General features: G+C 60.2%; 10 protein-coding genes. 2 read left to right on the top strand and 8 right to left on the bottom strand.

Features of this window, described 5'->3' with window-relative positions; genetic code table 11:
* The 4 genes from CBB63_RS09025 to CBB63_RS09010 all read right to left on the bottom strand — a co-directional run.
* Nucleotides 1-966: pyruvate dehydrogenase complex E1 component subunit beta (locus CBB63_RS09025; RefSeq protein ID WP_286698900.1), on the bottom strand; the 966-nt coding region annotated here is incomplete at its 3' end.
* A 3-nt stretch (nt 967-969) separates the two neighbouring features.
* Entirely contained in the window at nt 970-1,980 is a 1,011-nt protein-coding gene (pdhA, locus tag CBB63_RS09020; RefSeq protein ID WP_286698899.1) for a pyruvate dehydrogenase (acetyl-transferring) E1 component subunit alpha, read from the bottom strand.
* Nucleotides 1,981-2,157: 177 nt separating this feature from the next.
* On the bottom strand, nt 2,158-2,457 hold the full coding sequence (locus CBB63_RS09015; RefSeq protein WP_286698898.1) for an FtsB family cell division protein: 300 nt from the start codon (nt 2,455-2,457) through the stop codon (nt 2,158-2,160).
* A 181-nt stretch (nt 2,458-2,638) separates the two neighbouring features.
* Nucleotides 2,639-3,832: a phosphoglycerate kinase gene (locus CBB63_RS09010; RefSeq protein WP_286698897.1), complete on the bottom strand. Its 1,194-nt coding sequence runs from the start codon at nt 3,830-3,832 to the stop codon at nt 2,639-2,641.
* 131 nt (nt 3,833-3,963) lie between these two features.
* On the opposite strand from CBB63_RS09010, the gene CBB63_RS09005 reads away from it, so the two are divergent.
* Both CBB63_RS09005 and CBB63_RS09000 read left to right on the top strand, forming a co-directional pair.
* Nucleotides 3,964-4,470, top strand: a complete 507-nt coding sequence (locus CBB63_RS09005) for a peptidylprolyl isomerase (RefSeq protein WP_286698896.1) — start codon at nt 3,964-3,966, stop codon at nt 4,468-4,470.
* Nucleotides 4,463-5,017 carry a peptidylprolyl isomerase gene (locus tag CBB63_RS09000; protein ID WP_286698895.1) on the top strand — a complete coding sequence of 185 codons (555 nt, stop codon included), beginning with the start codon at nt 4,463-4,465 and terminating at the stop codon, nt 5,015-5,017. The genes CBB63_RS09005 and CBB63_RS09000 overlap by 8 nt, the downstream gene beginning before the upstream one ends.
* A 139-nt stretch (nt 5,018-5,156) precedes the next feature.
* On the opposite strand, the gene CBB63_RS08995 is transcribed toward CBB63_RS09000, so the two are convergent.
* The 4 genes from CBB63_RS08995 to CBB63_RS08980 form a co-directional block, all read right to left on the bottom strand.
* Nucleotides 5,157-5,657 carry a bactofilin family protein gene (locus CBB63_RS08995; RefSeq protein ID WP_286698894.1) on the bottom strand — a complete coding sequence of 167 codons (501 nt, stop codon included), beginning with the start codon at nt 5,655-5,657 and terminating at the stop codon, nt 5,157-5,159.
* Nucleotides 5,647-6,975, bottom strand: coding sequence for a M23 family metallopeptidase (locus CBB63_RS08990; protein ID WP_286698893.1), 1,329 nt, complete (start codon nt 6,973-6,975; stop codon nt 5,647-5,649). The genes CBB63_RS08995 and CBB63_RS08990 overlap by 11 nt, the downstream gene beginning before the upstream one ends.
* Nucleotides 6,976-7,164: 189 nt before the next feature.
* Nucleotides 7,165-7,974, bottom strand: coding sequence for a ferritin-like domain-containing protein (locus CBB63_RS08985; RefSeq protein WP_286698892.1), 810 nt, complete (start codon nt 7,972-7,974; stop codon nt 7,165-7,167).
* Nucleotides 7,971-8,432 carry a peroxiredoxin gene (locus CBB63_RS08980; protein WP_286698891.1) on the bottom strand — a complete coding sequence of 154 codons (462 nt, stop codon included), beginning with the start codon at nt 8,430-8,432 and terminating at the stop codon, nt 7,971-7,973. Before CBB63_RS08980 ends, CBB63_RS08985 begins: the two co-directional genes overlap by 4 nt.
* Nucleotides 8,433-10,454 lie beyond the last annotated feature (2,022 nt).

Genomic DNA, 10,454 nt, shown 5'->3' with positions numbered 1-10,454 from the left:
CACATCGAAGGATTTGCCGTACATGATTTCATTTTCAAGGAAAACGACGGGGTTGGGGTCGCGGATCGCGGTTTTCATCAAACCTTTGGCATCGGAGGCAGAATAGGGCATCGCCACCTTGAGGCCGGGGATCTGCATGTACCACGCGGCGTAATCCTGGCTGTGCTGCGCGCCGACGCGGGCAGCGGCACCGTTCGGTCCGCGGAAGACCATCGGTGCGCCCATCTGACCGCCAGACATATACAGCGTTTTCGCGGCGGAGTTCAGGATGTGGTCGATCGCCTGCATGGCAAAGTTCCAGGTCATGAATTCGACGATGGGGCGCAGCCCGCCAAAGGCAGCACCCACACCGATACCGGCAAACCCGTGTTCGGTAATCGGCGTGTCGATGATCCGCTTGGCCCCGAATTCGTCCAGCAAGCCTTGGGAAATTTTATAGGCACCTTCGTATTCGGCGACTTCCTCGCCCATCAGGAACACNTCNTCGTCNCGGCGCATTTCTTCGGCCATGGCNTCGCGCAGGGCCTCGCGNACNGTCTGCTGTTTCAGCTTGGTNCCTTCGGGCCAGTCGGGGGTGGTGTCNGTTTCCGGTGCNTTCGGGGCCTCGGCGTCGGGCTTGGCGGCGGCGGGTGCCTTGTCGGATTTGGCGTCGTCGCTNTCGTCGGCNTTGGNCTGTNNNGCCGGTGCGGCGCTGGANGCGCTGTCGATGTCAGAGGCGTCTTCGCCTTCTTCCAGCAGCACGGCAATAGGGGTGTTGACCTTGACGCCTTCGGTGCCGGCGTCGATCAGGATCTTGCCGATGGTGCCTTCGTCGACGGCTTCGAATTCCATCGTGGCCTTGTCGGTTTCGATCTCGGCCATGATGTCACCCGAGGATACGGTGTCGCCCTCTTTGACCAGCCATTTGGCAAGCGTGCCTTCTTCCATTGTGGGGCTCAGTGCGGGCATGAGAATTTCGATTGCCATGGTTCAAGCCTCCTGTGGGACTTCGGTTGCGTAGATATCTGTCCAAAGCTCTTCCGCCGCGGGTTCGGGGCTTTCTTTGGCAAACTCCGCGCTTGCGTTAACGATTTCCTTGATCTCTTTGTCGATCGCTTTCAGATCGTCCTCGCTGGCGTGTTTATGTTCCAGCAGAATGTTGCGCACTTGTTCGATGGGGTCGCGTTCGTCGCGCATTTTCTGCACTTCTTCGCGGGTCCGGTATTTGGCCGGNTCCGACATGGANTGCCCGCGGTAGCGGTATGTCTTGATTTCCAGAATATAGGGGCCGTCGCCNGAGCGGCAGTGTTTCACCGCGCGTTCGCCCGCGTCCTTGACNGCNAGCACATCCATNCCATCCACCGCTTCGCCGGGGATGCCGAAAGCCTTGCCGCGTTCCCAGATTTCAGCGCTGGAGGTAGAGCGCTGCTGCGAGGTGCCCATGGCNTATTGGTTGTTNTCGATGATGAAAATCACCGGCAGTTTCCACAGGGCGGCCATGTTGAACGTCTCGTAGACCTGACCCTGGTTCGCGGCACCGTCCCCGAAATAGGTAAAGGTAACGTTGTCGTTGCCCTTATACTTGTCCGCAAAGGCGATGCCCGCGCCAAGGGGNACGTTCGCGCCCACGATNCCGTGGCCGCCNTAGAATTTCTTTTCCTTAGAGAACATATGCATGGACCCGCCCTTGCCGCGGGAATAGCCGCCTTCGCGGCCGGTGAGTTCGGCCATCACCCCGTCGGGGTTCATGCCGCAGGCCAGCATATGCCCGTGGTCGCGGTAGGTGGTGATGCGGCTGTCGCCGTCCTTGGNCGTGGCTTCAAGCCCGACAACCACCGCTTCTTGTCCGATATACAGGTGGCAAAAACCACCGATCANNCCCATGCCGTAAAGCTGGCCCGCTTTTTCCTCGAACCGCCGGATCAGCAGCATATCGCGGTAATAGGCCTTGAGCTCTTCNGCGCTGGCGTTTGTCTTTTTCGTCGGTTTCTGGGCAGCCATGGGGCAATTCCTCCGTAGTTTGTCCCGCGCACGCGCAAAATAGTTTAGCGTTAAACTATCTCTTATCGGATTCGAGCAATNATGGCGAGAGGCATTTACAAGTCACGCAATACCCTGCTGGCGGGGCGTGAATTTTTTATGACGCTGCGGGGGATTATGCCGGATGATGCGCGGGTATCAGCGGATCACGATTTCGTCGGCGCGGATCATCCCCAGCACCTTGCGGGTCTGTTCGTCCAGCAGGTCGAGATCAAGATATTCGTCAGACAGACGATGGGTCAGGTTCTCCATCCGCGCCACATCGATCTGCACCTGTGCAAGCTGTACCCGCAGATCCTGCGCTTCGGCCACNATCTCGGCGCGGCGGAACAGGCCGTAGTTNCCCTGAATCGCCGCGAAGGCGAAATAGAGGCTCAGCGCGAAGGCGATCGCGAAAAACAAGAGAGTGCCAAAAGCGGGTTTGCTGCTGCGGTTCATGTATCTGCCTTTAATCGTCTCTTAGTGGACGTTCCCCCAGTATGACACAGGTGATTCGCGAAGGGAATCCCCCGTCTTNCGATTGGCAAGAAAATGTTCATCTTTTTAGGGGGTTGGGCAAGGATGTCGCATATNTTTCCCGCCAGTCGCATCGCTGTGCCACGACTGGCGGGGGATAAGGTCAGGCATCCAGGGCGGCGACGCCGGGGAGGGTCTTGCCTTCCATCCATTCAAGGAAGGCACCGCCCGCGGTGGAGATATAGGTGAAATCCTCCGCNGCACCNGCCTGGTTCAACGCGGCCACGGTGTCGCCNCCGCCCGCCACCGAGATCAGCGCGCCGTTGCGTGTCAGCGCAGCCGCTGCCTTGGCCGCGGCGACGGTTGCGGTGTCGAAGGGGGTGATCTCGAACGCGCCCATGGGGCCGTTCCAGATCAGGGTTTTCAGGCCGTCAAACGCGTCTTTGACCAGTTCAACNGTCTTNGGGCCTGCGTCCAGTACCATCTGGTCNGCNGCCAGCACGGTATCGGCCCCAAGGGCTGCGACCTCATGCGCGGCATGGGCGGCGAATTCCCGCGCGACAAGCCCATCTACGGGCAGCANNACGCGGCAGCCGGCCTTTTCNGCCTGTGCCAGAATATCCTTGGCGGTGTCGTAAAAATCGGGNTCAGACAGGGACTTGCCCAGATCTGCGCCNTGNGCGCCCAGAAACGTATTGGCCATGCCGCCCCCGATCACCAACAGATCCAGCCGGTTCACGAGGTTTTCCAACAGCTCGATCTTGGTCGATACTTTGGCACCGCCCACCACCGCGCCCACGGGGCGTTTCGGAGTGGCCAGCGCGGCCTCAAGCGCCGAAAGTTCGGCCTGCATCAAACGACCCGCACAAGAGGGCAAGAGCCGCGCGACCCCTTCGGTCGACGCATGGGCGCGGTGCGCGGCAGAGAAGGCATCGTTGCAATAGATATCGCCCAAACCGGCCAGACGTTTGGCAAAATCGGGGTCGTTCTCGGTCTCGCCNGGATAGAAACGGATGTTNTCAAGCAGCAATACATCGGCGGCGTTGATCTCTTCGGTGCCCGCCTCGGCGGCCTCGAGCGTTTCGGCCAGCACGACTTTGCGGCCCAAGGCATCCTCCAGCGCGGGGAGGACGACACGCAGGCTCAGATCCTGCACGCGTTTGCCCTTGGGGCGGCCAAAATGCGCCAGCAACACAGGGGTGCCACCTTGTTCCAGAATGTCGCGCAGGGTGGGGATGATCCGCTGGATGCGGGTGTCGTCCGTTACCTTGCCGTTTTCAACCGGCACGTTGATATCCACGCGCACCAGAACCCGCTTGCCGCGCAGGTCCATGTCATCCAATGCTTTCCAGCCCATCTTGTCCCTCGTGTAAAACCACAATTCCCGTCGTGTTTTGCCGTTATTGCCGTCAGGGTCAATGGACCCGCTTGGCAATTGCGCTTGCACGTCCTAGGTAATTGCCAACGAAATTCTTAAAGGAGACCGGCATGGCCGAGATCAAAGACCCCGAAAACACGATCCTGATGGAACTGAAGGGCGGCACTGTCACCATCCAGCTGTTGCCTGATGTGGCCCCCAAACANGTAGAGCGTATGAANGAACTGGCCCGCGCCGGTAAATACGACAACGTGGCCTTTCACCGCGTGATCGAAGGGTTCATGGCGCAGACAGGCGACGTGGCCAACGGCAACATGGAAGACAATTTCAACCTGCGCGCCGCGGGGACCGGTGGGTCGGACATGCCGAACCTGCCAGCCGAATTCTCCAAAGTGCCACACGCCCGTGGCAGCATCGGTGCCGCGCGTTCCGCCAACCCCGATAGCGCGAACAGCCAGTTCTTCATCAACTTCAAAGACAANGACTTCNTGAACGGTCANTACACCGTTTACGGTCAGGTCATCTCGGGGATGGAGCATGTCGACGCGATCACCCGTGGCGAGCCGCCAGCGAACCCTGATCGCATGATCAGCGTCAAGGTTGCCGCTGATGCGTAATCTGATTGCAGCAGGCGTTGCTTCTGCCGNGATGGCAGGGGCGGCTTTCGCGGATGGTCTGGCGATCACCGTGGATGGNGAAGCGCAAGGCACCATCAAGATCGATCTGGCCGAAGACGTGGCCCCCGCGCATGTGGCNCGGCTGAAAGAGCTGGCCGAAGCAGGGGCATACGATGGCGTGGTGTTTCACCGCGTGATCGACGGTTTCATGGCGCAAACCGGTGACGTCGAATTTGGCAAGGCCGGTGGGGACACAGGCCGCGCGGGCATGGGCGGTTCCGACCTGCCTGACCTGCCTGCCGAATTCTCGGACATCCCCTTTGACCGCGGTGTCGTCGGCATGGCCCGCAGCCAGAGCCCGGATTCCGCGAACTCGCAGTTCTTTATCATGTTTGACCANGGGCACTTCCTGAACGGGCAATANACCGTTGTGGGCAAAGTGACCGAAGGGCTGGACGTGCTGGACGCGATCAAGCGCGGGACCGGCGGCAACGGCGCTGTCACCGGCACACCCGACCGTATGGTCGAGGTCAAGGTGACCNAATAATCATCGCGTANGGCAGGGGCGCTTGCGCCTTTGCCCCGCTTTGGTCGCGCAGCACTTCGCAGCCGACGATTTTGATATCTCAACGAAAAAGGGCGTCGCAACAGTGCGACGCCCTTTCACATTCATCACCCTTGTCCGATCAGGACGCGGGGTTCGGCTTTTGCGCAGGGGCGGATTTCGCGCCGGGGTTCAGCGGGTCGTCCTGACGCTGAACGGAGCCTTCGAAATGCGCACCGGATTCGATGGCGATGGTCTTGTGGATGATGTCGCCTTCGACGCGGGCGGTCGATGTCAGGCGGACTTTCAGACCGCGCACGCGGCCCACAATACGACCGTTGATCACAACGTCATCGGCGATCACTTCGCCTTTGATGGTCGCGGTTTCGCCGATGGTCANCAGGTGGGCGCGAATGTCGCCTTCCACGGTGCCTTCAACCTGGATGTCGCCGGTTGTTTTCAGGTTGCCGGTGATGTGCAGATCGGAGGACAGCACGGAGGCAGGTGGTTTTGCCTTGGGCGCGCTGGCCTTGAATTCGCTTTGCTTGGGCGCGGCCGGTGCAGAGGATGACGGTGCAGCGGTGCTGGACGTGTCTGCGTCGGACTTAGGAGCGGGATCATTGATTTTGCTTTTAGAAAACATCGTTTGCAGCCTTGATAAAGATCATTGGATTTACAGCCTTGCCACCGACACGGACTTCGTAATGCAGGTGGACACCAGTAGACCGTCCTGATGTTCCCATATCACCTATCCGCTGTCCGCGCGATACCCTTTGGCCGACTTTTACGCGCAATTTAGACATGTGTGCGTAACGTGTCTCGACCCCGAATTCATGTTGGATTTTAACCAGTCGCCCGTAGCCAGAGCTCCAGCCCGCGTGGGTCACAACCCCTTCGGCGGTGGAGTGGATGGGCGTGCCCATACCGGCGGCGAAATCTGTCCCGCTGTGCATCCGGCGGCCCCCCGTCTTGGGATCGCGGCGGTAGCCGAACGGGCTGCTGAAGCGGAAGGAGGATTTCANNGGGTTCGCAAAGGGCGCTTTTTGCGCGGCAATGCGGTACATGTTCAGCTTGTCCATCTGGCCAAGCAGACGGTTGGCNCGCAGGGTGTCNGGGGAAGGAGCCTCCCCCCGTGTGGAAAAGCTTAACGGCATCAGCGGGCCACCCTGACCGGAATAACCGCGGCGCACTGTGGCCAGCATCCGGTCGGTCGGCATGCCCGCGCTGCGGAACATTTTNTCAAGCGGNGCAACAGANACGGTCATCGCCTCTTCAAGCTGGCGGAAAATCGCGTCGTTCTGTTCGCGCATCAAGGCCAGCTTCTGGTTCAGTTCATCCGCCTGGATNAGCGCGTCTTGCGCATCAATCACCACCTGATCGCGTTCGGCGGCGGTACGCTCAAGCGCCTCTGCCAGCAGGGAAATCGGGGCGGAGGATCCGTTGGCGGCGCGTGTCGCTTTACCTTCNCCGGCGGCNGCNCCTTCCAGTTCGGCGACCTGGGTGCGCGCAGCTTCGCGGTCTTTCATCGTGTCGCGCAGGGTNCTTTGAATGACNTCGATGCCGGTCTCAAGCTCGCGGCGGCGCGTCTCGGATTGCAGCAGCTCGGACTGCATGACCGAAATCTGCTTCAGCGCGGCGTTAAACCGTTCCTGCGCGGCAACGGCCTCTTCCGCGCGCCCATTGCGCTGCGCTGAAAGATCGCTCAACCGGGCCTGATAGGTACGTTGGTCGCGTTTGGCTTGTTCGCGAAAATTGCCCGACCCGATGCTGTCCATCAGGATCACGGCGGTGGCGACGATCGACCAGGCCACAAACANNGANGCCCCGGTGAANACNAAAAGCTGGGTAACGGGGCGCAGGCGGATAAAGCGTGTGTCGGTATCGGATTTCAGAAAAACGCGGCGTTCGGGAAAAAACCGTTCAAGCGCCGAATGAATTTTGATTGCAAACCTTGTCCGCACGCGTGGTATCCTTGTTCCGTCCCTGTCACAGCACGCAAGGCCCCCACCGCGCGCTGATTGTCACCCGCCGTGCTTAGCCAGTGGGGGTCCGTCGGGCAACCCTTCAGACTTTCCCACCGGCGGTTAATGAAAGTTTAACGACAAATTTGGCAATAAATNGCCGATTCAACGGTTTGGAGGGCGAATATTTTAAACACTCTCGGTCAANGGCCAGTANAAATCCGGTGGAATCCCGGCCTCTGCCCGCTTCTCTTCGTTGAACGGGGGCTTGAGAACACCGTGGAAATAGGTGCGCACCAGATCGTGGAACGCCTCTTTCGGGTCAAGCTCGTGACGCCCGCACAAGAAGTGAAACCACTTNGACCCATAGGCCACATGCGAGACCTCTTCGGCGTAAATCACCTCAAGCGCGTCGACGGCCTGCGTGGCTTTGGCNCTTTTGAACACCTGAATCATATTGGGCGTCACATCNAGCCCGCGCGCCTCAAGCACCATAGGCACAACGGCGAGACGCCCCATGAAATCATCCACCGTATCCTCGGCTGCGCGCCACATACCGGCATGGGCGGGCAAGGCCCCGTAGTGGCTGCCCAAAGCTTCAAGGCAATCGCACATCAGATTGAAATGTTTGGATTCATCGTCNGCGGCGCTGACCCAATCATCGTAAAATCCCATGGGCATTTTGATATCGGTAAAGCGCGCGATAATGTCCCAGTGCAGATCAACCGCGTTCAATTCGATATGNGCCACGGCGTGCAGNAAGGCGATGCGCCCTTCGGGCGATCCGGGCTTGCGGTGGGGNACATCGCGGGGCGACAAGAGTTCTGGCTNGTCGGGGCGGGCGGGGCGCAACGGCGGGTTTGACGTGCCGATTTCCGGTGCCTCGCCTGCGGCGCGGGCAGCCCGCCACTCGGCCGCGTACTTGTGAGAAAGCGCGGTTTTCTCACGGCCATCCGAAGTGCGCAGCACGTTTTCCGCCATTTGGGCCAGCGCGATCATAGGGCGCGCACCGCGTCCAGTACCTCTTCCACGTGACCGGCGACTTTCACCTTGCGCCAGATGCGGGCGATATTGCCGCTCGCATCAATCAGATAGGTGGCGCGTTCGATCCCCATGGANTTNTTGCCGTACATATTCTTTTCGACCCAGACGCCATAGGCTTCGGTCACGGCCCCATCGATATCNGCCAGCAGGGGAACCGTCAGGGNATGTTTGGCCGCAAAACGGTCGTGTTTTGCCATCGTGTCACGGGATACGCCAAAAACCACGGCACCGGCGTCGGCAAATGCTTCAAGATGTTCGGAGAAGCCTACGGCCTCCTTGGTGCAGCCCGGCGTGTCGTCACGGGGGTAGAAATACAAAACCACAGCCTTGCCCCGCAGATCGGAGAGCGAAATTTCGCCACCCCCCGTCACAGGAAGCTTAAAGTCTGGTGCAGGTTGGGAAATCTCTGGCATGGGTCACTTTCTTATGTATTGGAAGCCGTTGTCTGCACTGTCATACTAGTCGGGCTTGGCGAAACTTAAACCCCAAGCCGCCCTAAAAACCGGACGCCCATGCCCAACACCAGCGCAGCCCCCCGNANCCCCAAGCGGAGACGACTTTGGCAAGCCACCAAATGGTCGCTGCTGGTTATTTCGCTGATTGTTGCCACCATCGCNGGGGCTGCCATCTATATGATCCGCAGNCCNATTGTCGTGCCGGAATGGCTNGAGACGCGCATCGAAGAGCGGTTTGCCAAAGATATGCCGCTTGCGCGGATNGGCTTTGGAGAGATGGTGCTGATCGTGGACGAAGGGTGGCGGCCGCGCGTTCGGCTGCGCGACGTGAATATCACCAACCCCCAAGGGGTTAGCTTTGCCGCCTTCCGTGAAGTGCGGGCCAGNTTTTCCATTCAGGGCCTGCTGGCNGGNGATGTGCAGCCGCGCGATATTGCNATGTCCGGGGTNGTGGCCAANCTGCGNCGCGANNAGGATGGCCGCGTCGCGCTGAGCGCGGCNAGCGGGACTGCCCCGGCAGAGCGGCGGGCGGCCACGATGCCGCAGTTGATCGGCCAGCTTGATACGGTGTTCGAGACGAAGGCGCTGTCGCGGCTGCGGTCGATAGAGCTGCGCGCCCTGACCTTGCGCTACACCGATCTGCAGTCCGNCAGGATGTGGACGGTGGATGGCGGGCGGCTGTTGCTGGACCGNGAAGGCGNTAACCTGCGGATGACGGCCGAGCTCGCCGTTTTGGGTGGCGGGGCGGATGCGGCCACGCTTTCTGCCAACTACAGCAGCAAAATCGGCGATACCGCGTCGCAGTTCGGCGTGAATTTCGATGGCGTGAGCGCGGGTGACATCGCGGTGCAGAACCCNGCNTTNGCTTGGTTGAAAGTGCTGCGCGCGTCTATCTCCGGTTCGGTGCGCAGCAGCCTTGACGAGGACGGCACCTTCGAGCCGCTGAACGCGACGCTGCAGATCGGGGCCGGNGTGGTTCANCCNAATGAACGTGCTACGCCGATCCCCTTTGACGGNGCCCGCAGCTATTTCAGCTATGACCCAGATCAGCGTCTGCTGCGTTTTGACGAGCTTTCGGTCGAAAGCAAATGGGTGTCGGGCCGGATCGAGGGGGCCGCAAGTCTGGGTATTGATGACAGCGGTAAACTGGGCGANCTGGTCGCACAGGTCCGTCTGCGCGACCTGGTGGCTGACCCTGCCGATATTTATGACNCCCCTGTGTCGNTNGANGGTGCCGACCTGGANGCCAAAATCACTTTCAACCCGTTTCACATGTCCGTCGGCCGTATGGATATCGTCGACGGGGGGACGACGTTGAACCTGTCGGGGGATTTGCGGGCGGGGCCGCAGGGGTGGCAAGTTGCGCTGGATGCGGGGTTGAACGCGTTGAAACCAGCGCGCCTGCTTGAGCTTTGGCCAGAAAACGTCAAACCAAAGACCCGCAAGTGGGTGGACGAAAATATCTACGCCGGCGCGTTGAGCGANGTTGACCTTGCCTTTCGCTTGAAGCCAGGCGAGGCACCGCAAGCATACCTCGACTTTGATTTTCAGGGTGCCGAGGTTCGATTTTTGCGCACCATGCCGAATATCACCGACGGCAGCGGTCATGCGAGCCTTTCGCGCAATCGCTTTGTTGTCAGCGTGGATACCGGGGTGATCACACCGCCCAACGAGACGCCTGTGTCGGTGAACGGCTCTTCGTTCATCATGCCGGATGTCACGGTCAAGGACGGCCCTCCCGGCATCGTTCGGTTGCGCGCCGATGCGGACATCACATCGGTCCTGGCGCTGTTGAACCGGCCCCCGTTGCAGGCGATGGACAAGGCNAACCTGCCGGTTGACGTCGTCGATGCACGGGCCCAGTTGGCGGGCACTTTGTCCTTTCCGATGAAAAAAGGCTCTGACCCGAAGCTGACGATCTTCGACATNAACGGAACGCTGGCGGAATTCCAAAGCGACCGTCTGGTCAAAGATCGCGCG

Source organism: Sulfitobacter sp. TMED3, assembly GCF_002167505.1.
Taxonomy (GTDB): domain Bacteria; phylum Pseudomonadota; class Alphaproteobacteria; order Rhodobacterales; family Rhodobacteraceae; genus Sulfitobacter; species Sulfitobacter pontiacus.
The sequence above is the reverse complement of the archived record's forward strand: the minus strand, read 5'-3'. Positions and strand labels throughout refer to the sequence as shown.